Annotated in this window: 20 protein-coding genes; 10 read left to right on the top strand and 10 right to left on the bottom strand. The window is 71.0% G+C overall.

Going from position 1 to position 23983, the window contains the following annotated elements; all coding sequences use genetic code 11:
* The first annotated feature begins 63 nt into the window (after positions 1 to 63).
* Both raiA and B2K11_RS03170 read left to right on the top strand, forming a co-directional pair.
* Positions 64 to 723, top strand: coding sequence for a ribosome-associated translation inhibitor RaiA (gene raiA, locus B2K11_RS03175; protein WP_163616768.1), 660 nt, complete (start codon positions 64 to 66; stop codon positions 721 to 723).
* 163 nt (positions 724 to 886) lie between these two features.
* The gene (locus B2K11_RS03170; protein ID WP_163616766.1) at positions 887 to 2116 is read left to right on the top strand and encodes an amidohydrolase family protein; all 1230 of its coding nucleotides are present in this window, start codon (positions 887 to 889) and stop codon (positions 2114 to 2116) included.
* A gap of 221 nt (positions 2117 to 2337) precedes the next feature.
* Here the strand turns inward: B2K11_RS03170 and B2K11_RS03165 are convergent, their stop codons facing one another.
* The gene (locus tag B2K11_RS03165; RefSeq protein WP_163616764.1) at positions 2338 to 3711 is read right to left on the bottom strand and encodes a hypothetical protein; all 1374 of its coding nucleotides are present in this window, start codon (positions 3709 to 3711) and stop codon (positions 2338 to 2340) included.
* Between the two features lie 211 nt (positions 3712 to 3922).
* Here B2K11_RS03165 and B2K11_RS03160 point away from each other — a divergent pair, with 211 nt between their 5' ends.
* The gene (locus B2K11_RS03160; protein ID WP_163616762.1) at positions 3923 to 4330 is read left to right on the top strand and encodes a hypothetical protein; all 408 of its coding nucleotides are present in this window, start codon (positions 3923 to 3925) and stop codon (positions 4328 to 4330) included.
* Between the two features lie 121 nt (positions 4331 to 4451).
* Here B2K11_RS03160 and B2K11_RS03155 read toward each other — a convergent pair whose 3' ends face one another.
* From B2K11_RS03155 to B2K11_RS03125, 7 genes are all read right to left on the bottom strand, one after another.
* Positions 4452 to 6221 carry a DEAD/DEAH box helicase gene (locus B2K11_RS03155; RefSeq protein ID WP_163616852.1) on the bottom strand — a complete coding sequence of 590 codons (1770 nt, stop codon included), beginning with the start codon at positions 6219 to 6221 and terminating at the stop codon, positions 4452 to 4454.
* 169 nt (positions 6222 to 6390) lie between these two features.
* Positions 6391 to 9255 (bottom strand): FtsX-like permease family protein, encoded by a 2865-nt coding sequence (locus B2K11_RS03150; protein WP_239525671.1) that lies wholly within the window; start codon positions 9253 to 9255, stop codon positions 6391 to 6393.
* Between the two features lie 11 nt (positions 9256 to 9266).
* On the bottom strand, positions 9267 to 10022 hold the full coding sequence (locus B2K11_RS03145; RefSeq protein WP_163616760.1) for an ABC transporter ATP-binding protein: 756 nt from the start codon (positions 10020 to 10022) through the stop codon (positions 9267 to 9269).
* Positions 10019 to 10666: a PadR family transcriptional regulator gene (locus tag B2K11_RS03140; RefSeq protein ID WP_163616758.1), complete on the bottom strand. Its 648-nt coding sequence runs from the start codon at positions 10664 to 10666 to the stop codon at positions 10019 to 10021. Before B2K11_RS03140 ends, B2K11_RS03145 begins: the two co-directional genes overlap by 4 nt.
* Positions 10667 to 10701: 35 nt before the next feature.
* Complete coding sequence (locus tag B2K11_RS03135) at positions 10702 to 11910, bottom strand: ABC transporter permease (RefSeq protein ID WP_163616756.1); 1209 nt, start codon at positions 11908 to 11910, stop codon at positions 10702 to 10704.
* Positions 11907 to 12863 (bottom strand): ABC transporter ATP-binding protein, encoded by a 957-nt coding sequence (locus B2K11_RS03130; protein ID WP_239525670.1) that lies wholly within the window; start codon positions 12861 to 12863, stop codon positions 11907 to 11909. Before B2K11_RS03130 ends, B2K11_RS03135 begins: the two co-directional genes overlap by 4 nt.
* Complete coding sequence (locus B2K11_RS03125) at positions 12851 to 13780, bottom strand: biotin/lipoyl-binding protein (RefSeq protein WP_163616752.1); 930 nt, start codon at positions 13778 to 13780, stop codon at positions 12851 to 12853. Before B2K11_RS03125 ends, B2K11_RS03130 begins: the two co-directional genes overlap by 13 nt.
* 232 nt (positions 13781 to 14012) lie before the next feature.
* Between B2K11_RS03125 and secA the strand changes: the two genes are divergently transcribed.
* From secA to B2K11_RS03110, 3 genes are all read left to right on the top strand, one after another.
* A complete protein-coding gene (gene secA / locus B2K11_RS03120; protein ID WP_163616750.1) occupies positions 14013 to 16847 on the top strand; it encodes a preprotein translocase subunit SecA in 2835 nt (944 codons plus the stop codon).
* 251 nt (positions 16848 to 17098) lie between these two features.
* Positions 17099 to 18325: a pyridoxal phosphate-dependent aminotransferase gene (locus B2K11_RS03115; RefSeq protein WP_163616749.1), complete on the top strand. Its 1227-nt coding sequence runs from the start codon at positions 17099 to 17101 to the stop codon at positions 18323 to 18325.
* 114 nt (positions 18326 to 18439) lie between these two features.
* Positions 18440 to 18796 (top strand): hypothetical protein, encoded by a 357-nt coding sequence (locus B2K11_RS03110; RefSeq protein WP_163616747.1) that lies wholly within the window; start codon positions 18440 to 18442, stop codon positions 18794 to 18796.
* 81 nt (positions 18797 to 18877) lie between these two features.
* Here the strand turns inward: B2K11_RS03110 and B2K11_RS03105 are convergent, their stop codons facing one another.
* Positions 18878 to 19315 carry an Rv3235 family protein gene (locus B2K11_RS03105; protein ID WP_163616745.1) on the bottom strand — a complete coding sequence of 146 codons (438 nt, stop codon included), beginning with the start codon at positions 19313 to 19315 and terminating at the stop codon, positions 18878 to 18880.
* Between the two features lie 129 nt (positions 19316 to 19444).
* On the opposite strand from B2K11_RS03105, the gene B2K11_RS03100 reads away from it, so the two are divergent.
* Positions 19445 to 20053, top strand: a complete 609-nt coding sequence (locus tag B2K11_RS03100) for a hypothetical protein (RefSeq protein ID WP_163616743.1) — start codon at positions 19445 to 19447, stop codon at positions 20051 to 20053.
* Between the two features lie 58 nt (positions 20054 to 20111).
* Here B2K11_RS03100 and B2K11_RS03095 read toward each other — a convergent pair whose 3' ends face one another.
* Positions 20112 to 20393, bottom strand: coding sequence for a helix-turn-helix domain-containing protein (locus B2K11_RS03095; protein WP_204259989.1), 282 nt, complete (start codon positions 20391 to 20393; stop codon positions 20112 to 20114).
* Positions 20394 to 20491: 98 nt separating this feature from the next.
* Between B2K11_RS03095 and B2K11_RS03090 the strand changes: the two genes are divergently transcribed.
* The 3 genes from B2K11_RS03090 to B2K11_RS03080 are packed head-to-tail and all read left to right on the top strand — an operon-like array spanning position 20492 to position 23942.
* Positions 20492 to 21124: an SAF domain-containing protein gene (locus B2K11_RS03090; protein ID WP_163616741.1), complete on the top strand. Its 633-nt coding sequence runs from the start codon at positions 20492 to 20494 to the stop codon at positions 21122 to 21124.
* A gap of 14 nt (positions 21125 to 21138) precedes the next feature.
* A complete protein-coding gene (locus B2K11_RS03085; RefSeq protein WP_239525668.1) occupies positions 21139 to 22434 on the top strand; it encodes a P-loop NTPase in 1296 nt (431 codons plus the stop codon).
* Positions 22435 to 22457: 23 nt separating this feature from the next.
* On the top strand, positions 22458 to 23942 hold the full coding sequence (locus B2K11_RS03080) for a PAS domain-containing sensor histidine kinase (RefSeq protein WP_163616737.1): 1485 nt from the start codon (positions 22458 to 22460) through the stop codon (positions 23940 to 23942).
* Positions 23943 to 23983 lie beyond the last annotated feature (41 nt).

Here is a 23983-nt window from a genome sequence, read left to right as displayed (position 1 = left end):
TGGGGATGACAAGGCGACTGATGGTCCGCCCTTGGCCGGGCGGACCGGAACAAGGAGGCAGGGATGGAAACCAGCATCGTCGGCGTGGGAGTGGGGATCACGGATCGCTTCCGCGGGGTCGTCGAAGAGAAGGCCGCCCGCATCGAGAATCTCGCCCCCCGCGCGCAACGCGTGGATGTCAAGGTCACGCACCGCGCCTATCACAACGGCCGTGTCGAAGACGAGACAGTGGAGCTCACCGTCAACGGCAAGGGCCCCGTGATCAGGGCCGAGGCGACGGACGGCGACAAGTTCACCGCTCTGGACCTCGCGGTCGACAAGTTGTGCGAGCAGCTGCGTCGTGCGAAGGACAAGCGCGTCGACGCGCGCAACCATCCTCGCGGAGCCAAGTTCGAGAAGGGCAGCGGCGCGATCCAGGGGATCGATCTGCAGCCGGCGTCCGTCGACGTGCTCCGTGCCGTCGCGACCGGCGAGATCCCGATCGTCACCGGCAACGAAGAGGAAGAGGGCTATACGCCGGTCGTCATCCGGACGAAGGAGTTCCACCCCGAATGGATGTCGGTGGAGGAGGCCGTCGACCGCATGGAGCTGGTCGGGCACGACTTCTTCCTCTTCATCGACGCCCGCAGCGACCACCCGAGTGTCGTGTACCGCCGCAAGGGCTGGGACTACGGTGTGATCTCGCTGACCACGCAGGCGCAGCCGGAGGAGCTGGCCTCCTGAGCCGGCGCCGATCCGTCCAGCCGGCGGTGCGCTGAGGAGCGAACGACCTGGCGGAGAATGTAGGGGTGCGGCCGGTTCGGTCGCACCCCTCGCGCTGTCGGTGCGCGGACCAGGCTCCCGGCCGCGCCGCGGCCGGCGGCATCCCCCTCCGGAAGGACTCCCCGTGATCATCCGCAACGTGCGCCCGTGGGGCGCTGACGTCGCCGACATCGTCATCGAAGGCGGCCGCATCGCCGCGATCGCGCCTCACGACGCGGCGACGGCACCGGCGGCGGACGACGTCGACGGGCGGGGACGCCTGGTGCTCCCGTCGTTCAGCGACGTGCACGTGCACCTCGACTCCTCGCGCATCGGCCTCCCCTTCCGCCCGCACAGTGCCGTTGGCGAGAATGGGCGAGCGCCGGGGGTGTGGGGGATGATGCTCAACGACCGGGACAACTGGCGCCACACCGACGTGCCGCACGCCGAGATCGTCGCGGGCACGCTCGAGCAGATGATCGCGAAGGGCACGACGCGTGTGCGCACGTACGCGCAGGTCGACGTCGACTGCAAGCTCGAGAAGTTCGACTCGGTGCTGGCCGCGAAGGAGAAGTTCCGCGGCCACGCCGATGTGCAGATCATGACGTTCCCGCAGGCCGGCATCCTGCGCGAAGCCGGCACGGTCGACTACCTCGAGGAGTCACTCAAGCAGGGTGCCGATGTCATGGGCGGCATCGATCCGAGCCAACTCGACCGGGACCCCGTCAGGCACCTCGACATCGTGTTCGGGCTGGCCGAGAAGTACCAGATCGAGGTCGACATCCACCTGCACGAGCCGGGTGCCCTCGGCGTCTTCAGCACTGAGCTCGTGCTCGAGCGCACGCGTGCGCTCGGCATGCAGGGCAAGGTCACGATCTCACACGCCTACGACCTCGGCTCGGTGTCGGACGCCGTGAGCCGACGCCTCATCGACGAGTTCGCCGAGCTGGATGTCGCAATGGCCACCATCGCCCCCTCCACGACGGGGCACCTGCGCCTGGTCGACCTGATCGAGGCCGGGGTGCGGGTGGGCCTCGGGGAGGACGGCCAACGCGACTACTGGAGCCCCTACGGCAACTGCGACATGCTCGACCGCACATGGCAGCTCGCGTTCGTCAACGGCTTCCGTCGAGATGACCACATCGAACTCGCGCTCGCGGTCGCCACGATGGGTGGGGCGTCGATCATGAGCAATGCCTCGCCGCGCGTGACGGGCGTCGGCGATCGTCCCGGCGTCACCGTCGGCGACCGCGCCGACCTCGTGCTCGTCGACGGCGAGACCCCGACGAGCGCCGTGATGGACCGCGGTGCCGACCGCACCGTCCTCCACGACGGCCGGGTCGTGGCCGACGGCCTGCGCGTCGTCGCCATCTGAGAGCCCAGTCGTCACCGGGGAGCGTTGCGCCGCGCCGGCGCGGCGGGTTCCCCTCAGTCAGTGGGGCTGCAAACCAAGGGCTGGTCACCGGACACGCCGAGGACGGATGCCGTGGCCCGGCGTGTCGCCGTGACCGACCATGCTTTTCGCATCAGGGCAGGACGCGGTGGACCCGCGCACACGATGGCAGCGCCTCAGAGCAGCGGCGCCGTCGGCCGGCGTCAGTCGATGAAGCCGTCGAGGAGGCTGCCGATCACCAGACCGCCGAGGATGCCGCCCATGAGGTCGCTCCCGCCGCCCCGGCGACCGCCGCCCCAGCCCTGCTGACCGTAGCCCTGCTGACCGTAACCCGGCGCACCCCACTGCTCAGGCTGCGGGCGGGCGGCGTCGATGTCGCGCTGGGCCAGCTGCAGTGCTTCGCTTGCGAGGAACGCCGCGCGGCGGGCCATGGCGAACGCCTGCTCCCGATGGTCTTCGTCGATCGTCGTGACTGCGGCGGCCGAGGCGCCGAGGTAGCGATCGAGGTCGAGACGAACGCGCTCAGCCTCGGCGAAGCGGGTGCGGGCATCGGCCCCGATCCAGCCCCGGTGCCCGGCGATCACGTCGCGCGACACGGCAAGCTGCCGGTCGGCGTCGTCGATCGCGTGCCGGACGTGCTCGAGCGGAGGAATCGGGCGCGCGGCGCGCTCGCGGGCCTTGGCGATCGCGGCGTCCAGTCCGGCATTCGCCTCTCGCAGGAGGGTCAGCTGCTCGAACGGATCGGTGTTCACCCCTGCCGCCGGCAGCGCGGCGAGGGCGGCCTGGAGCTCGCTGATCGCGGCGCTGACGGCGGGGGTCTGCGGCTCTCTGAGGGCGACCACGAGGTCGCCGCGCGAGTCCTCGACGATGGCGGCGAGCGTCGATTCGGCGCGCAGCGCCTCGACCTCGAACGTCTCGACGGCGTCGAGCAGCGTCTCGGCCCGGCGCACCGACTCGGTGGCGGCCTCGAGGGCCATGTTCGCCTGCTCGCGCTGCCCAGCCTCACGGCGCCGCTCCGCCACGCCGGCGCTGTGCTCGGCGAAGCCGAGCAGCTGCTCGGCCTCCGCCGGGTTCGCGTCGATCTGAGCGAGAGCGTGCGACGAGTAGCGGACCGCCAGGCGCTCGACGGTCGAGCGGGCATCCGGAAGACGCAACCGCAGCAGCGCGGCATCCGCACGGACCCGCGCGATGATCTCGGGAGCGCGACGCGCCCGCTCGATCTGCGCCGCGAGCGTCTCGGTGCGGTCGTCGAGCAGATCCTCGGCCCACTCGCAGAGCTGCGCGATGCGCGCGTTGCGCGTCCGGAGCTCTTCGGGGGTGTCGGGGATCTCGTCGTGGTTCAGCTGGTGCAGGTGGAACGCCTCCTGCAGGTGGGTGCGCACCGCCGCCACCGCCTCGCGGAGATCCGACGTGGGACCGGCGCCGAGTTCGGCCTCGGCGAAGGCGAGCTCGTCGGTGGTGAGTCGCAGGCGCTCGTCCGCAGCTACCAGCGCCTGCTGCGCCCGGCGCGCCAGATCGGCGTCCTGCGTGTTCAGCTCTTCCTGCTCGCGCTTGCGTTTGCCCCAGAATCCGGCCATGGATCGATCCTACGGGCGCCGCTGGGAGCAACCTGAAGCGCGGGGGCCGCGGAGTGGGATGTTCGCGCACAGCGTGGGCGGGAGCGGCATCGGGCGGCGTCCGGCGACGGCTGCGGCATCCGTCCCGGCTCGCTGTATCAGGAGGGCGCCGTGCATGCTCTCGCAACCGGGTGGGGCGTGTCCATGCGCCCCGGGGAGAAACGGAAACACCATGATCCGCAAGATCATCGGGGCCACGGCCCTGAGTGCCGCGCTCGTCTTCGCCGGCGCGGGCGTCGCATCGGCGCACGAGTGCTACATCCCGCACCGCTCCGACGAGGGCAACGCGGGCGCCAGCCACTCGAAGAACTGGGTGACGCTCGATATCTCGGAGCTGTTCGTGGGCGCGCACGAATTCCTCGGAGGGGAGGCGCTCACGCCCGAGCAGGTGCAGGAGGCCGTGGAGATGACCGCGGCGCGGGGCATCCCGACGTCACTCACGACGTTCGCCCGCGACACCCTGCCCAAGGGCAATGCGCCGGAGTCGCACTCGACCGACGGGAAGGGCATCGATCACTATTTCCACGCGTTCGAGGACGACCTGATCAACATCTTCCTCACGGTGCGCGGCGACATCTGACATCGCGGACGCGGAAGGCGGGCGGGGCCATGGTGGTCCCGCCCGCCTTGCGCGCGCTGTCGCGCACGGCGCGACACGTCGCCCGATCCGCCGTCACGTACGGGGGAGGACGACGGATGCCTCAGCCGTCGGTGCGCTTGTGCCGGGGCTTGCGCGCCGGACGGTCGTCGTACGAGCCGCGTGCCGCCGAGTCGCCGTAGCCGCGGCCGCTCGAGCCCCGGTCGTCGCGGGGGCGGGATGCTCCGTCGGTCCGGCGCTGCGGGCGTCCGCTGTCGGGACGCAGCTCGATGAGCTGCCCGGAGATGCGGGTGTCTGCAAGCCGGTCGAGAGCCTCGCGCGACAGGTTGGCAGGGAGCTCGACCAGCGAGAAGTCCGGCATGATCTTGATCGCGCCGAAGTCATCGCGGCGGAGGCCGCCCTCGTTCGCGAGCGCGCCCACGATCTGGCGGGGCTCGACGCGCTGACGCTTGCCGACAGCGATCCGGTAGGTCGCGAATCCCTCGCGCGGGGCGCGGCGCTCGCCGCGCTCCGGACGGTCGCCGCGATCGGGGCGCTCGGTGCGCTCTCGTGCGGCGGGCGCGGCGTCGGGCTCGAGGAGCAGCGGGGTGTCACCCTGCGCGACGACGGCGAGGGCCGCGGCCACGTCGGCCTCGGGTACGTCGTGGTTGCGGACGTAGTGGGCGACGATGTCGCGGAACGCCTCGATGCGCTCGGCCTCGCCGAGGGCCGCGGTGATGCGGTCGTCGAAGCGCGAGAGGCGGGTCACGTTGACCTCGTCCACGCTCGGCAGCGGGATCTCGGTGAGCTGCTGACGGGTGGCGCGCTCGATCATCTTGACCAGGCCGCGCTCGCGCGGCGTGACGAAGCTGATGGCGTCGCCGGTGCGGCCGGCGCGACCGGTGCGGCCGATGCGGTGGACGTAGGACTCGGCATCCGTCGGGATGTCGTAGTTCACGACGTGTGAGACGCGCTCGACGTCGAGGCCGCGAGCCGCGACGTCGGTCGCGACCAGGATGTCGAGCTTGCCCGACTTCAGCTGGTTCACCGTCTTCTCGCGCTGCGGCTGGGCGATGTCGCCGTTGATCGCGGCGGCGGAGTAGCCGCGTGCGCGGAGCTTCTCGGCGATCTCCTCGGTGACGCTGCGCGTGCGGCCGAAGACGATCATGCCGTCGAAGTTCTCGACCTCGAGGATGCGCGTGAGGGCGTCCATCTTCTGCTGCCAGGCGGTGATGAGGTAGCGCTGCGAGATGTTCGCCGAGGTCTGGGTCTTGGACTTGACCGTGATCTCTTCGGGGTCGCGAAGGTACTGGGACGCGATGCGTCGGATCTGAGCCGGCATGGTCGCCGAGAAGAGGGCGACCTGCTTGGTGGCGGGGGTCTCGGCGAGGATGGTCTCGACGTCCTCGGCGAAGCCCATCTTCAGCATCTCGTCGGCCTCATCGAGCACCAGGTACTGGAGCGCAGAGAGGTCGAGGGTGCCCTTCTCGAGGTGATCGATGATGCGGCCGGGCGTTCCGACGACGATGTGCACGCCGCGTCGGAGCGCCGACAGCTGCACGCCGTAGCCCTGGCCGCCGTAGACGGGGAGGACGTGCACGTCCTTCAGGTGGCCGGCGTACTTCTCGAACGCCTCGCACACCTGCAGCGCGAGCTCGCGCGTGGGGGCGAGCACGAGGGCCTGCGGGGTCTTCTGCGACAGGTCGAGGCGATCGATGATCGGCAGCGCGAACGCGGCGGTCTTGCCCGTTCCGGTCTGTGCCATGCCCACCACATCGCGGCCGCCCAGCAGCGTCGGGATGGTCGCCGCCTGGATCGCCGAGGGAGTCTCGTAGCCGATGCCCTTCAGCGCCTTGAGGACGGGCTGGCTCAGCCCGAGGTCGGAGAAGGTCATCGCTGCGGGCTCGGTCTGAGCCTCGTCTTCGATCTGGTCGGCGTTCGTGTGCACAGTTAAGCGTAGCGGGACACGCCTGTGAGGCGACAGGATGCCGCACCATCAGGTGATCTGGGTGGCCTGGAGGCCCGGCATCCGCCGTCGCCGTGCGAGCGTGGAGCGCACCCCGTCAAGTGATCGCCGTGCGGCGGGTGAGGTCGGGGCGCCGCGGCGGCACGAGCCAGTTGACGAGTGCGATCGCGAGCGACAGGCCGAGACAGAACATCACCAGGAGCTGCCACGGGATGTCGCTGAGCACGAGCGCACCCCGCGACTGGGTCGCGAAGCCGATCGGCGGAAGGATGCCGGCGATGGCGCCTGCCATCGTGCCGAAGCCGGCGATAATGAGGCCCTGCCAGAATCCGATGTTCCGGCGCAGCACCGGCGTGCCGCCGACCGCGGCGAGGGTCGCGTCGTCGGGCCGGCGCTCGAAGCGGGCGAGACCCAGCGCCACGGCGCTGGCTCCGAGCACGAGGACGCCGACGACCGACAGCAGAGGGACCATCCAAGTGGCGTCGCTCGGCGGCCCTGCCTCGAAGCTGTACGACAGCGTGAAATCCTCGCCGCTCGCAAGCTCCAGCTGCGCCTGCAGGCGATCGCGCCCCTCCGTCGATGGCGGCGCCTCGACGGTGGCGATCACGCGCTCGGGGAAAGCGGCGATGCCCAGCCGGTCGGCCGTCGTCGGGGCGATCGCGATCGCCGTCGGCTGCAGCGGGGCATCGACGAGGATCGCGTCCACCCGCTCCTCCCATATGGGGTCGGCGATCCGCTGACCGGTCCAGGGGATCCACACATTGCTCGGCATCCCGTCGATCAGGTCGCCGCCGGACCACGCCGCGATGGAGATCTCGCCGTCGGTGACGAAGCGGCGGTCCGCGACGATCGCCGCGCCGTCGCGGTAGGCGGCGCGCTGGCCGGCGGTCAGCGTGACGCCGAGCACCGTCTCGAGGTCGTCGGGTCGCACGACCGAGAGCGGATTGTCGGGATCCTGGCCGTTCGAGGTGTAGCTGTCGTCCACCTCAGGGTCGAGCAGGTGCTCCGGCGGAAGCAGCGCGATCGCGAGGGTGAGCTCGTCCGGAACCTCCGCGGGCGAGCCGTAGTTCCAGTGGGTCGGCGACTGTCGTGCGACGACGGCGACGTCGGTCGCGCCCGCGTCTTCCGCCACGTCCACCGCGGCGCCCGCACCGGTGCGGGCAGCATCCGGGTCGACCACCCCCGTCGTGCTGGCGGCACCCGGCCAGATGCTGATCGAGAGACTCCCGAGCGGGGCGGCGTAGTACCAGGTGCGGGCATTCTGAGCCGTCTGCATCGAAGACTGCCCGACCGCGAACACCCCGATGAACACCGTCGCCGCGATGGCCGCGAATGCCGGCACCGTGCGGCCCGCGTTGGCCGCGGCATCCCGCGACGCGATTCTCGCCGCAAGCCCGACGCGCGAGAGGAGGCGGGACGTCGTCCACAGGAGCCAGCCGCCCGACATGAGAATGCCCACCTGGGTGAGGATCGGACCGACGACGATGCCCAGGGCGGGGATGTACCGCAGCGGGGAATCGCCGGTGAGGTCGGACACGTTCACGGCAGCGACGACGAAGGCGCACACGATCGTCGTCGCGACGCCGACGAGCAGCACGATGGATCCCCACACCGGCCGCGCCACTCCCGGCTTCTGCGGGCGGCGGGCGCCCCGCAGCGCACGCAGCGGGTCGGTGCGCGCGACCGTGCGCGACGGCACCAGAGCGGCCGCGGTGCCGACCACCACCGCGAACACGAAGATCGCAGCCAGGCCCGGCCAGGGCACGTGGAAGCCCCAGTACTGCGTGGCGCTGCCGTCCGCCGTGACGGCGACGACGAGCGCGGCCACTCCGACGCCGAGGATCAGTCCCGTCACGCCCCCGAGCGCGCCGAGGGTCGTGCCCTGAAGGAGGACGATCCGCGACAGGTCGCCGCGATTCGCCCCGACGCTCGCGGCCACGGCGAGCGACCGCTGCTGACGGCGCGCCGCGACCGCGAAGGCGGCGCCGGCCAGCATGACGACCACATACGCGGCGAACAGGCCGCCGGCCGACACCACGAGCACGGTCGGCCAGACGTTCGCCCACTGGTCGAGCACCGAGCCGCGCACCTCTTCACGCAGCGCGGTCGGCGGATCGAGCACGACGGCACGCGAGTAGGCGACGACGCCCTCTTCGTTGAGCGTCTGCACGTCCGCCCACGACAGCGCGGGCTCGGGCAGGTACCACCTTCGTTCGCCGCCGATCACGCCGCGCAGTTCGGCGGTGCCCGGCAGAAACACCGCGCCGGCGGCATCGGGCAGGATCGCGGCATCCAGTGTTCCGACGATCTCGAAGGTGCCGGCGCCGTCGGCGAGGGTCAGATCTCCGCCGATCAGGACGCCCAGCCGCTCGAGGGTCGCCGGGGTCACCATCGCCTCGGTGGCGTTGGTCGGACGCTCGCCCTCGACGAGGTCGAACGCGCCGGAGAAACGGGGATCCCAGGCGTCGCCCGTCCACGCCGCAACGAGGCCCAGTCCGTCGCGTGTCTCGATGCGCGCACTGGCGCTCGTGAGCAGGATCGTCTCGGTGCCCGCCGGCAGTGCGGCCATCGGATCGTCGGGGATCGCGCCGTCGGGCACCTCCCAGCTGCCGTCGGCGCCCGCCGGATATCCGGTCCACTGCGGCTGGGTGGGCGCCTGCCAGAACCCCTCGCCCGCGACGCCCGCGGGGGTGATCCACGCCTGCATCTCACCCAGTTCGGCCCGCACCCGGTCTGCGGGCGTGCCGAGGGTGCTCGCCGCGAAGATGCCGTAAGCGGTCATCGCCGCGATGGGAAGCGCCACGAGCGTCACGACGAGCAGGCTCGACAGCTTGGTGCGGCCTACCTGCCGGCGCGCGAGCCGGATCGCCACGCGCCACCGGCTGGCGGCTGAGCCGAGGGTCGCGGTGACCGGCCGTGCCTGCGTGCCGCTCACCTTCGGCGCGTCGAGCACCGCGGTCATCGGGCCGTCCGTCACCGCACCCCCGACAGCAGTGTCTCGGCGTCCGGGCGGCGCGACTCGTCGATGATCCGCCCGTCGCGCAGGAACACGATGCGGTCGGCGAAGGCGGCATGCCGGGCTTCGTGCGTGACGAGGATGCCGGCGGCTCCGGCATCCACTCGCGCACGCAGCACCTTCAGCACCATCTCGCCCGTGATCGAGTCGAGTGCGCCGGTCGGTTCGTCGGCGAGGATCAGCCGCCGCCCGCCGACGACGGCGCGCGCGATCGCGACGCGCTGCTGCTGACCGCCCGACAGGTCGTCGGGGTACGCGTCCGCCTTGGCTTCGAGCCCCACCGAGGCCAGCGCGTCGCGGCCGGCGCGGCGGGCGACGCGCAGGCGGAAGCCGTCGAGCTCGAGGGGGAGCGTCACGTTTTCCAGCGCCGTGAGCGTCGGGATGAGGTTGAAGTCCTGGAAGACGAAGCCCAGCGACCGCCGCCTCAGCCGGGCGAGCTCCCGCGGCGACTGCTCGCTGAGGTAGGCCCCTTCGATCACGACCTCGCCCGTCGTCGGCATCGCGAGCCCGCCGGCGATCGTGAGCAGGGTCGACTTGCCCGAGCCGGAGGGTCCCATCACGGCGACGAGCTCGCCCGGCTGCACCTCGAAGTCGACGCCCGACAGCGCCGAGACCGCGGTCGCGCCGGTGCCGTACTGCTGCGTCACGCCGATCAGGCGCAGCACCGGAGCCTGCGCTTCGACAGGCTCAGCAACCGGTCGGACGGCGGTCATCGCCCCGCGCCCGTGGCCGTGGGCGTGTCGTCCCGCTTCGCTCGGCCGACGACCGCGGGCTCCTTGGCGGGGCGTCCGCGCTTGGGCTTGTCGGTCGACAGCTCCAGGGTCATGGCGTGATCGGGATGCAGCGCCAGGCGCTGCTCGGAGTGATCCAGCCACCGCACCTCGGCCTCGGCGGCGAAGATCATCGAGTCGACCACGAGCGACCAGGCGAGCTCCTCCGGGCCGTCCGGATTGGCACCGGCGTACTTCGCGCGGTTCAGCTCCTGCAGCTGCGCCAGCGACGCGCGGCGCTGCGTCTGGACGATGTCCGCCACGTCGACCCCCGGCAGAGTCGCCGCCACAGCCAGCTTGATCGCCAGCTCGTCGCGCGTGCCGTGCCCGCGCTGGACCGGCGAGGCCAGCCACGACCGCACCTCGTCGGCCCCGGCATCCGTGATCTCCCAGTAGACGTGACCATGCTCGTCGATGTCGCCCTTCTCGACCAGCCCGTCGCGTTCGAGGCGGTCGAGCGTGTTGTAGATCTGGCCGACGTTGAGCGGCCACGTCGAGCCGGTGCGGCGGTCGAACTCCGCGCGCAGCTGGTAGCCGTAGCACGGCCCTTGATCGAGGATGGCGAGCAGACTCTGACGAACGGACATGGGTTCTCCTTCGGGATGGAGCGTCGGCGCCTCGGCTAGAAGCGCAGCGCGTCGATCACGTTCGAGCGGACGGCGACGAGGGCGGGGATGAATCCGGCGAGGGCGCCGATCGCGACGGCGGCAACGAGACCGATGACGGCGGCACGCATCGGGAACGGCGGGATGTCCTGCATCCCCTGGAACATGTCGAGGACGAACGGGGCCTTGAGGATCGCGACCGCGATCGCGATGCCGACGATGCCGGCGACCGCAGTCGCCACGACCGACTCGAGCATGACCGACGAGAAGATTCGGCTTCCCGTCGCCCCGAAACTGCGCCGCACGCCGATCTCGCGGATGCGCTGGCGCATGGCGACGAGCTGGATGTTGACGAGCCCGAGGCCACCCAGCAGCAGCACGAGCCCCGCGATCCCGCCGGTGACCAGCTCGAACGTCTGGGCGTACTGGGCCTGATCCGGTCGCGACGCCCAGTCGGTGCGGCTCACCATGACGTCGACGCCGTCGAGACCCGCGCGGAGGTCGGCGGCGAGCGCCGGGCCGATATCCGCCGCCATGTCTTCGGGCACCCACGCCTCCCACATGACAGCCATGTCGGGAGGAAGGATGCCGCGGCGCTCGGTGTAGTCGCCGAACAGCATCGTCACGTGCTTGTCCTCGTCGCCGATGTACTCCCGCGGCGTCACGCCGACCACGGTGTACGACCCGCCCACGTCGCCCTGGAGCTGCAGCGCGAAGCCCGTGGCGAGCGCAGGGCTGCCGTACACGTTCCACAGCGCCTCGGTGATGACGACCGGGGGAGAGGCGAGGTCGGCGTCAGCCTCGGTGAACCAGCGCCCCTCGAGGAGCGGCGTGCGGTGGATCACCGGATAGGCCGGGTCGACGAGACGCGTCGACACCTGTCGCACCTGCTCCGGAGTCTGGAGCGGGAGCATGACGGGATCGACGATCCGCGTGAAATGAGAGAACTCGTATCTCTCGACCACCCGGTCGACGTGCGCCCCGAACTCCTCCCAGTCCATCGGCGCGCCGTCGGTGCTGTTCGCCATGAACTGGATCGTCGCCGGGCGCCCGCCAAACCGGTCGGACTGCTCCGTCATCTGCTGCTGCTGGTACTCGCTGAGCGCGACCACCGCGGTGATCGCCCCGACCGACACCGCGATGCCGATGAGGCTCAGCAGCACGCGCAGCTTGTGATGACGGATCTCGGACCACGCCTCGCCCAGCGCGCCGACCAGGCCGCTCACGACGCCACCTCGAGGGGGTCGGCCGCCTTGGCGGCGGGCTGGGGCTCGGCGCCGTCGGGCTCGGTGTCGGCGACGGCACCAGGCTCGGCGTCGGGGACGGGAGCCGGATCAGCGTGGCCGCCGGAATCGGGCTCGGTGTCCGCGACGGGGTAAGGTCCGGGACCGTCGGGCACCGGCTCGGCGCTGCCCGGGACCGGCACCTCCTCGACGCTGGCGGCGAGCCCCGACGCGTCTGCCGCGGCCGCGTTGGCGGGCATGTCGAGCGCGAAGGCGGTGAGCACGCCGGCGTCCAGGCGGTAGTGGCGGCGGGCGCGGGCGGCGACGTTCAGGTCGTGGGTGATCGTGACCAGCGCAGCGTCGGCCTCGGAGGCGATCTCGTCGAGCAGAGACATCACGGATGCCCCGGTCTCGACGTCGAGCGCGCCCGTGGGCTCGTCCGCCAGGATGAGCGCCGGCCGGCGCACAAGTGCCCGTGCGATGGCGACGCGCTGCTGCTCGCCGCCGGAGAGCTGCTCCGGGGTGGACTCGATGCGGTGGCCGAGTCCGACGCGCTCGAGCATGCGGGTCGCCGCCGTGCGGCGCGTCCAGAAGTCGCGTCCGCGGGCGTACCCGAGCGGCATCATCACGTTCTCGAGCGCGGTGCGCCCGGCGAGCAGGTTGAACTGCTGGAAGACGAAGCCGACGTTGCGTCCGCGCAGCCGGTCGAGCCGGGCCTTGCGCATGCGCCGCACCGGCTCGCCGCGGAACGCGACACTGCCCTCCGAGGGGGCGTCGAGCATGCCCATCAGGTTGAGCAGGGTGGACTTGCCCGAGCCGCTGCGTCCGACGATGGCCACGTGATCGCCCGCCGCGATCTCGAGGTCGATGCCGCGGAGGATGTCGAGGCGCGTGTCGTCGGGCAGGATCACGTGCTTGGCGACCCCCTCGAGCCGGACGAGGCTCACCAGTTCCATCCCTGCGGCTCGCAGTACTCGCCGCCCATGCCGTCGTCATAGCAGACCGGTTCGTCGTCGGCGGCGATCCCGGGAACGTACTGGCGCACCTGCTCGCCCTCCTGCAGGCCGCTCGTGACTTCGACGATGGTGCCGTCGTTCACGCCGAGCGCGACATCCCGCTCCTCCAGTTCGCCCGCGCCGGCATCCACCCACACGACTCCGGTGCCGTCCCCGCCCTTCACCGCGGTCGTCGGGACGACCAGCACGTCCGACACGGTGCCGAGGTCGATGTCGAGCTGCGTCTGGAGTCCCGCGAACACCGTCTGGTCGCCGGGTACCGCGCACGTCACGGTCGTGGTGCCGTCCTCGGCGACCTCGACCCTCAGCCCGGTGCAGGTGAACGGCGCGGGGCCGCCCTGGATCGTCACCGACCCCTCGGCGGGCGCTCCCTGCAGGCGGTACAGCTGCACCGGCTCGACCGTGGCCTGCACGTGATAGCGCGCCGGCGTCAGCTTCGCCAGCTCACCCCCGATCGACGCGGGCTGACCCTTGACGACGGCGAGCTCGCTCACATCTCCCGCCTCGGCCGCGACGACGTCGACATTCTTCACGGGGTCGGCCTGCTTGATGGTGAACAGCTTCTGCCCGGCGACGACCGCCTGGCCGTTGGCGACATGCACGGTGGTGACCGTCCCATCGATCTCGGAGCGGAGCGGGTAGGCGGCATCCCGCGCGATCGTTCCCGGCAGGCTCAGCGCATTGGCGACCTCGGCGCGCTCCACGGCCACCACGGGATCGGCGATCTGCGCGGAGGGGCTGACGGCGGCGGCCGGTGCGGCATCCGGGAAGAACGCGATCTTCACGAGGGCGGCTGCTGCCGCCCCGAGGATGACCACCATCAGGATCGGGAAGATCCATCGCCGCCAGACAACCATGTCGTACCTTTCGGTCAGGGCATACCCAGTATGTAGTCACCGAGTATATGCATACCCGGAATGCAATGACATCGACGGGTTTCCCGCGCGTCGCGCGGCGGGGACGACTCCACACCCAGCGCACACCAAGGTCACGGGTGGATAACATAGGCAGGTATGCCTGGGGCCATGCGCCTGGGCAGCGTCGGCGGCGTTGCAGCCGCACCCCGAAGCTTGAAGATGGAGACACTCCGTGGCCAACCCCCTCGAGAAACTGCTTCGCGCCGGTGAGGGTCGCATCCTCCGGCGGCTCCAGCAGGTCGTGAAGGCCGTCGGCGCCCTGGAAGAGGACTACGAGCACCTCACCGACGAAGAGCTCCGGGGCGAGACCGCCGAGCTGCGGGCCCGCTATCAGGCCGGCGAGACACTCGACCAGCTCATGCCCGAGGCGTTCGCCGCGGTCCGCGAGGCGGCCAAGCGCACACTGGGCCAGCGCGCCTACGACGTGCAGATCATGGGCGGCGCGGCACTGCACCTCGGCAACATCGCCGAGATGAAGACCGGTGAGGGCAAGACGCTCACCGGCGCCTTCCCCGTCTACCTCAACGCGATCGCGGGCCAGGGCGTCCACGTCATCACCGTCAACGACTACCTCGCGTCGTACCAGTCCGAGCTCATGGGCCGCATCTATCGCGCGCTCGGCATGACCACCGGCACGATCGTCGCCGGGCAGACGCCCGAAGTGCGGCGTGAGCAGTACAACTCCGACATCACGTACGGCACGAACAACGAGTTCGGCTTCGACTACCTGCGCGACAACATGGCGTGGCGCAAGGAAGACCTCGTGCAGCGCGGCCACTTCTACGCGATCGTCGACGAGGTCGACTCGATCCTCATCGACGAGGCCCGCACCCCGCTCATCATCTCGGGTCCGTCGTCGGGCGAGGCGAACCGCTGGTTCGTCGAGTTCGCGAAGATCGCCAAGACCCTCGAGGCGGGCGTCGACTACGAGGTCGACGAGAAGAAGCGCACCATCGGCGTCCTCGAGCCCGGCATCGAGAAGGTCGAGGACTACCTCGGCATCGACAACCTCTACGAGTCGGCGAACACCCCGCTCATCTCGTTCCTGAACAACTCGATCAAGGCGCTCGCACTCTTCAAGCGCGACACCGACTACGTCGTGATGAACGACGAGGTCATGATCGTCGACGAGCACACCGGCCGCATCCTGGTCGGCCGCCGCTACAACGAGGGCATCCACCAGGCGATCGAGGCCAAGGAGGCCGTGCCGGTCAAGGCCGAGAACCAGACGCTCGCCACGGTCACGCTGCAGAACTACTTCCGCCTGTACGACAAGCTCGCCGGCATGACCGGTACCGCCGAGACCGAGGCGGCCGAGTTCATGTCGACGTACCAGCTGGGCGTCGTGCCGATCCCGACGAACAAGCCGATGATCCGCAAGGATCAGGCCGACCTCGTCTACAAGAACGAGACGGCGAAGTTCGCCCAGGTCGTCGAAGACATCGCGCGCCGCCACGAGTCCGGCCAGCCGGTGCTGGTCGGCACCGTGAGCGTCGAGAAGAGCGAGTACCTGTCGCGCCTGCTCGCGAAGAAGGGCATCAAGCACGAGGTCCTGAACGCGAAGAACCACGCGCGCGAGGCCGAGATCGTCGCCCGCGCCGGGCGCCTGGGCTCCGTGACGGTCGCGACCAACATGGCCGGCCGCGGCACCGACATCATGCTCGGCGGAAACGCCGAGTTCCTGGCGGTGCAGGAGCTCAAGGCCAAGGGGCTGGACCCGGAGGAGACCCCGGAGGAGTACGAGGCCGCGTGGGGCTCGGTCTACGAGGCGACCCGCGACCTCGTGGCATCCGAGGCCACCAAGGTCGTAGAGGCTGGCGGCCTCTACGTGCTCGGCACCGAGCGCCATGAGTCGCGCCGCATCGACAACCAGCTGCGCGGTCGCTCCGGCCGTCAGGGCGACCCGGGCGAGAGCCGCTTCTACCTGTCGCTGACGGACGACCTCATGCGGCTGTTCCAGTCGGGCGCCGCCGAGGCGATCATCGCCCGCACGAACTTCCCCGACGACGTCGCGATCGAGTCGGGCATGGTGACGCGAGCGATCAAGTCCGCGCAGAGTCAGGTCGAGGCGCGCAACGCCGAGATCCGCAAGAACGTCCTCAAGTACGACGACGTCCTCAACCGGCAGCGCGAGGCGATCTACTCCGACCGCCGCCACATCCTGCAGGGCGACGACATCGCCGACCGCGTGCAGCATTTCATCGAAGACGCGATCAACACCGTCATCGACGACCACACCGGGTCGGGTCACAGCGAGAACTGGGACTTCGACGCGCTGTGGACCGAGCTGAAGACGCTCTACCCGGTCGGTGTGACGATCGACGAGGTGGTCGCCGAGGCAGCGGGACGCAAGGGCGGCATCACCGCCGAAGGACTCAAGCGCGAGATCCTCTCCGACGCGCGCATCGCGTACGAGAATCGCCAGACGACCCTCGGCGAGGCGGCGACGCGGGAGCTCGAGCGCCGCGTGGTGCTGCAGGTGCTCGACCGCCGCTGGCGCGACCACCTGTACGAGATGGACTACCTCAAGGACGGCATCGGCCTGCGCGCCATGGCCCAGCGCGACCCGCTGATCGAATACCAGCGCGAGGGCTACCAGATGTTCCAGGCCATGATGGGGCAGATCAAGGAGGAGTCGGTCGGCTACCTCTACAACCTCGAGGTCGAGGTGCGCCGTCAGGGCGAAGCCGGCGCCGAGCAGGTCACCCAGGTCGAGGCGAAGGGCCTCGGCGCGCAGCCCGTCGAGAGCCAGCGGCTGCAGTACACCGCGGCGAACGACGCCGGCGAGGTCGAGGTGCGCAACGACCGCGGGCAGGTGGAGCAGGCGGCGACGCGGCTGCGTCAGGCCGCTGCGGCCGCTGCCGCCACGCCGGCGCAGCAGCAGGCCCCCGCGGCCGAGCCGCAGCGCGGCGCCTTCGGCCAGCGCACGGAAGCCGACGCTCCGGCGGCGCAGCAGGCTCCGCTGAACCGCGCCCAGCGCCGCGCCGCCGAGCAGCGCAAGAAGTAAGGGAGGATGCCTCGGCACGGCGTACGACGTCGAGCCGAGGCATCCCGTCTCCACGACCGGCCTCGTCGACGTCGGCCGCGCTTCGACGCCGGCTCGCGGCATCCACGCCTCCAGATCAGGTGATTTCGCGGAGGTAGGACGATTTCGCGCAGATCGTCCTACGCCGGTGAGATCACCTGATCTCGCGACCGCCTGGGTCGCGAGCCACGGGGCGTTCATTGGCCCTCGCCGGCCGCGGATATCCTGAAGCGATGAGTCCCCTCCGCACCCTCGATCAGTCGAGCAAGCTCCAGAACGTTCTCTATGAGATCCGTGGGCAGGCACTGGCCGAGGCCGACCGGTTGGAGGACGAGGGCTACACGATCCTCAAGCTCAACACCGGGAATCCGGCGGTGTTCGGCTTCGAGGCGCCGTTCCAGATCGTGCGCGACATGATCGAGGCGGTCCCGCACGCGCACGGCTACAGCGACAGCAAGGGCATCATGTCGGCCCGGCGCGCCGTCGTCTCTCGGTACGAGCAGGTGGCCGGCTTCCCGCAGTTCGACCCCGACGACGTGTACCTGGGCAACGGCGTCTCCGAGCTCATCACGATGACGATGCAGGCGCTGCTCGACGAGGGCGACGAGGTCCTCATCCCGGCGCCCGACTACCCGCTGTGGACCGCGATGACGAGCCTCGCGGGCGGCACGCCGGTGCACTACCGCTGCGACCCCGACGACGACTGGCAGCCCGATCTCGAGGACATCCGCGCGAAGGTGACGCCGCGCACCAAGGCGATCGTCGTGATCAACCCCAACAATCCCACAGGCGCGGTGTACACGCGCGAGGTGCTCCAGGGCATCGTCGAGATCGCGCGCGAGCACTCGCTGCTGCTCCTCTCGGACGAGATCTACGACCGGATCCTCTTCGACGACGCCCAGCACATCCCGCTCGCGACGCTCGCGCCGGACCTGCTGTGCCTGACCTTCAACGGCCTCTCGAAGACCTATCGGGTCGCGGGCTATCGGTCGGGCTGGCTTGTGATCACCGGGCCGAAGCGCCACGCCGCGGGCTTCCTCGAGGGCATCCAGCTGCTCGCCTCGACACGGCTGTGCCCGAACGTGCCCGCGCAGCACGCGGTGCAGGCGGCCTTGTCGGGGGTGCAGTCGATCGACGCGCTCATCGCCCCCGATGGCCGGCTCCACGAGCAGCGGGATGCCGCGTGGGAAGGCCTCGAGCGCATCCCCGGCGTGACCTGCTCCAAGCCGAAGGGCGCGCTCTACGCCTTCCCGCGACTCGATCCGAACGTCTACGAGATCCGCGACGACGCCAGGCTCGTCTACGACTTCCTCGTCGCCGAGCACGTGCTGCTCGTCCAGGGGACCGGCTTCAACTGGCCGACTCCCGACCACCTGCGCATCGTCACGCTGCCGGAGGCTCGCGTGCTCTCGGAGGCGATCGAGCGGCTCGGCAACTTCCTGTCGTCCTACAAGCAGTGAGGATGGGGTCGGCTCGGCGAGCGGACCCGCAGATGAGCAGGGGAGAGGATGCCGCGGGCCGCGGCGTCCGTCAAGAGCCTCGCCGACAGCCGGCCGCCGACATACCGTCGCAGCATGTCCATCGAACTGAACCAGCCGGCGCTGCGCCACGCGCGAGCGCTCATCCGGGACGGCAAGGTCGTTCGCGACGAACGCGACGATTGGTCGGAAGCGGCACCCACAGCCGAGGAGGAGAACTCGTTCATCGAGCGAGAAGGATGGACCCAGTACTCCCACTGGCATCTCGGGGTCGACCGACGAGAGAACGATGAGACCAAGAAGGCGTACTCGTTCCCCTTCGGCGACTTCACGCGCGTGCATCGATCGGGCGTGATCTCGGCCGAGAGCCGCGCCGGCCAATACGACCACTATGAGATCCGCGACGCGCTGCGGTCGCTCCTCGAGCTCATCGACAAGGACAAGGGGGACTGACGGCGGGGCCGGCCGCATCGTCGAGGCCGGCTCCGCCGCCGGGTCAGCTGCCGCGTCGTCCGCGGCGGAGGGTGCGCGGTCTCAGAGGAGCGCGAGGGATGTCGCGCGCCAGCGCCCGTCCATGCCCTCGATCCGCACCGCGAGGGCTCGCGTGCGCGCGGGACCCCGCACGACGACGACCGCTTCGATGATGCCGTCGGCGGGCGAGGACTCGTGCACCGACAGGATCGTGTGCACCGGTCGTTTGGCCGCGACGCCGCGCGCGCTGCGCGCTCTGGCCGCCAGGTTCGCTCGCGCGACGAGCTTGCGGTACGCGTCCTCGGTGAGCCAGCGCGCCAGCTGGTCGACCTCGCGTACACCCGCGAAGACCTCGAGCACGCCGACGGTGAGGTTGCGCAGGAAGGGCTCCGGCACGGGGAGCGCTGTGGAGGGCGTCCGCTGCGGCGCGAAGAACTCCGCGAGCTGCGTACTGCGGAACGCGTGGGGTGCGCGGGCGGTGCCCGCGGGCATCGTTGCCATGGGTTCCTATCTCGACAGGGGGGATGTCTTCCGCACAGTAGAACACACGGCGAACTCACAGGAAAATCGGCACGGCGCACCTGTGGATAACTCACCGGGCGATTCCGTGGCCTGCCCTACTCTCACTGAGTGCGCTGGGACCGATTCTTCGACGACCTCGAGGATCAGCTCGCGTCCGAATGGGAGGCCGAGCGCGCCGCCCTCGACACGGAGGCCGAGCGCCTGCGGCTCTCGCGCGTGCAGCTCGCCGAGCGGCTGACCCTGCTCACGGTGCGTGATGCGACCGCCCCCGCCGTGGCGTCGTTCGACCTCGCGGACGGCGCGACCGTGCGCGCCGTGGTCACGGGAGTGGGTGCGGACTGGGTGGGGCTCGCGCTGGCGGAGGGGCCCGGCGGCGCGGTGATCGTGCCGTTCTCGGCGATCTCGTCGATCGGGATGCCGCATGCCGATCTGCTACGCACCGCACGACCGGCGCCGCCTCGATCCCCGCTGGCCGACCGGCTGACCTTCGGGTTCGTGCTGCGCGACCTCGTACGGCGCCGTGCGGGAGTGGTCGTGCACCTCGTGTCGGGGCGACTGCTCACCGGCACGATCGACCGCGCCGGCGCCGACCACCTGGACCTGGCGCTGCACGAGGCCGGGGCGCCACGGCGGAGCGACGCCGTCGCGGGCTACCGCCTAGTGCCGTTCGGTTCGATCGCCTGGATCCGGGCGGACGAGGCGCCCTCGCTGCCCTGACCGGCCCACCGGGTCGCCCGCGGGCAGCGTCGGCGGCCACACGGGGAGGTGAGTCGGCTCAGTCCTGCTTGCGGACGAAGCCGCTGCCCCACAGTTCCGGGAAGCTGGCGGTCTGCGACTGCCGCCACAGCGCCATCCGCCGCGCCTCCTCCGCCTGCTCGTCGAGGTATTCGCCCACGCTCGCCGCTTCCACGCGCCAGCGCGCGGGAGCGCCCACCCGAAGGCCGCGCAGGCGACCCTCGAGCACGAGTGCCATGACCTCGTCGACGGAGACGCCGAGCACCTCGCCCACCTGAGCGGGGGCGAGCAGACGCACGTTCGACGTCGGGTCATCGGACATGCCCCCATTATGGACCCGCCCCCCTGAGGAGGATCCGGGGCCCGGCGCCCTGTGGATAACGGCTGACGTCGTCTGGCCGAGTCGAGGACGATGGACCCATGACGGCCCACAGCGACCCTGTCCGAACCCCGCGACGCGCCTTCTGGGGCGACGCGCGCTTCTTCCTCGGCGTGCTTCTCGTGGCGGCATCCGTCATCGGCGTGTGGCTCGTGGTCTCAGCGGCGCGGCAGACGGTGCCGGTGTACGCGGCGGCGCACACGATCGTGCCCGGCGAGGCGATCGGTGCCGGCGACTTCACGGTGGTCGACGTCGCGCTCGGGCCGCTGGCCGGCACGTACCTCACCGCCGACGACCTCGACGGCGCCCAGGTCGCGACGCGCACGATCGAGGCGGGCGAGCTGGTGCCCGCGGCATCCGTCGGCGATCCGTCGGACGCGCGCACCACGAGCGTCGTCGTCCGCAGCGCCGTCGATGTGCCGGCGTCGGTCGAGGCGGGCACCATCGTCGAGCTGTGGTCCGCTCCGCTCCTCGAGCAGGGCGCCTACGACGAGCCGCGCATCCTGGTCGCCGACGCGACCGTGGTGTCGGTGACGCGCGACGACTCGATGATGGGGGGCGGGGCTGCCGCCCTCGAGCTGGTCATCCCGAGGGCGGACGTGCCGGCGACGCTCGCCGCGATGTCCGACGAGTCGGCCCTCTCGGTCGTGCCGACGATGGGCGCCGGCTCGTGAGAGTCGTCGTGGCCGTGGATGACGCGGTGCTGCTCGTCGAGGGACTGCGCCGCGAGGGCATCGACGTGATCGCGGTGGTCACGGCCGGCGCGCCCGCCCTCGCCGCGGCGGACGGGATGCTGGGCACCGACGCCGAGACGCTGCTGCGAGCCCTCGCCGACGCTGACGCCCTGGTCGTCTCGGTGTCGCGCGCGACCATGTCGCCGACCGTCGTCGCCCTCTGCGACCGTGCGGGCACACGCGTCGTGCCGCTGGTCGACGATGCGGCGGGGGAGCGCGTCGCGGCGGCGTGCGGGCTGGAAGCGCCGCTGAGCCGGCACATCGAGCCGTGGCGCATCGCCGAGGCGCTGTCCGCCGCTCCGGCTGCGTCGGCGCCCTCGCCCGCACCCCGCCCGCAGCCGCGCGTGATCGCCGTCTGGGGAGCGGCCGGTGCTCCCGGCCGCTCCACCGTCGCCACCGAGCTCGCCGTCGAGCTCGCGCGCGGAGGCCGCCACGTGGCGCTGGTCGACGCCGACACGCACGCGCCGTCGCTCGCTCTCACACTGGGCCTCGCCGACGAGGGGCCCGGATTCGCCGCGGCCTGCCGGCAGGCCGAGCTCGGCGGCCTCGACGCCCGCGAGCTCACCCGCATCGCGGTGCCGCTCGGTCGCACCGGTGTCGACGTCCTCACCGGCATCAACAGGCCGTCGCGCTGGCCCGAGCTGAGCGATCGGCGCGTGGCCGCGGCGCTCGCCGCCTGCCGCGAATGGGCCGACTACACCGTGGTCGACGTGGCGTCGTCGCTGGAGCGCGACGAAGAGATCGTGAGCGACCTCGACGGTCCACGGCGAAACGCGGCCACCCTCGCCGCACTGCGCAGCGCCGATCTCGTCGTCGCCGTCGTTGCCGCCGATCCCGTCGGCATCGCCCGCTTCCTCCGGGGTCACGCCGACCTGCGCGCGACCATCGGGGCGACGCCTGTGGCGGTCGTCGCAAACCGACTCCGTCCCGGCACCCTCGGCATCGACGCCCGCGGGCAGGTGCGGAGGACCCTCGACCGGTTCGGCGGCATCGAAGACGTCTGGTTCCTGCCGCAGGATCCCAGATCGACGGATGCCGCGATCCTCGCATCGCTGCCGATCGCCGAGTTGGCGCCGCGCTCGCCGCTCACCCTGGCGCTGCGTCGCTTCGTCGGCGAGGCGGTCGTGCCCGCGCCCGAGCCGCAGCGGGCGGCGAGCAACGGCCGCCGCGGCGTCGGCAGTGGGCGCGGCCGTCGCGCCGCGCGCCCGGGCGCCGACGAGGTCGCTCGCGTCGGCGCGCCGGTGGGGTGAGCCCGGCGCTCTAGGCTGGATGGGTGTCGACCCTCAGCGATCTCGTCTACGCCCAGGGCCGCTCCAGCGAAGAAGACGTGGAGTGGCTGCACCGTCTCGCGGGGGATGGTCAGCTCCTCGCCGATCTGGCGTTCGCCGACATCGTGCTCTGGGTGCCGACATCCGACGACTCGTTCGTCGCCGTGGCCCACACGCGGCCGGGGGGCGCGGCCACTCTCTTCTACCGCGACATCGTCGGCGACCGGGTGCGGCCGCAGTGGCGCACGCAGGTGCGCGAGGCGTTCCAGACCGGCGGCATCGTCGACTCCTCTTCGCCCGACTGGTTCGAAGAGACGCCGACGCGGGTGCGCGCCGTTCCCGTCACACGCAAGCGCGGCACGGCCGCGACGGTGATCGGGGTGCTCACCCGGCACACGAACCTCGGCGAGGCGCGCATCCCCTCACGCCAGCAGATCACCTTCAACGACTGCGCGGACGACCTCTTCGGAATGATCGCGTCGGGCGACTTCCCCGACCTCGCCGCGCCCACCTCGCCGCGCCGCGGCGCCCCTCGCGCATCCGACGGCCTGGTGCGGCTCGACGTGGACGGCATCACGACGTTCGCGAGCCCCAACGCGCTGTCGGCTTTCAACCGACTCGGGTTCGACGATGAGCTCGAGGGGGAGTCGCTCGTCGAGGTCGTCACCGCCATCCTGCCGACGAAGCGCCAGTTCGACGAGTCGCTGCCGGTGGTCGTCACCGGGCGCGCCCCCTGGCGCGCCGACCTCGAGGCGCGGGGCGTGACGGTGTCGCTGCGCACCATCCCGCTACGCGATCACGGCACGCGCATCGGCGCCATCGTGCTGTGCCGCGATGTGACGGAGATCCGCCACCAGGAGCAGGAGCTCATCACCAAGGACGCCACGATCCGCGAGATCCACCACCGCGTCAAGAACAACCTGCAGACCGTCGCGTCGCTGCTGCGCATCCAGGCGCGGCGCTCGCACAGCGAGGAGGCGCGCGAGGCGCTCACGCAGGCGATGCGCCGCGTATCGGCCATCGCCGTTGTGCACGACACCCTGTCCGAGGGACTGGCGCAGAACGTCGACTTCGACGAGGTGTTCGCGCGCGTGCTGAAGCTCGTCGCCGAGGTTGCGGCGGCTCCCAACACCCGTGCGCGCACGCACTCGTCGGGACGCTTCGGCACGCTTCCGAGCGAGTACGCCACGCCCCTGGCGCTCGCTCTCACCGAGCTCGTCACCAATGCGGTCGAGCACGGGCTGGCCGGTCAGGAGGGCGACGTCGAGATCATCGCCGAACGCGGCGACGAGCGGCTCGAGGTGCGCGTGCGCGACACGGGCTCGGGACTGCCGGAAGGCCAGGTCGGCCGCGGTCTGGGGACGCAGATCGTGCGCACGCTCATCCAGGGTGAGCTCGGCGGCACGATCGACTGGCACACGATCATGGGCAGCGGCACCGAAGTGACGATCGACATTCCGCTGCGCTACATCGACCGCACCCCCGGCTGAGCACGAGAGAAGCGAATGCCGCGGCGCCCTGTGGCGCCGCG

The organism is Microbacterium sp. B35-30, from assembly GCF_010634855.1.
Lineage (GTDB): Bacteria > Actinomycetota > Actinomycetes > Actinomycetales > Microbacteriaceae > Microbacterium.
Note: the sequence above shows the minus strand (reverse complement) of the source record. Positions and strands in the feature narration are given on the sequence as shown.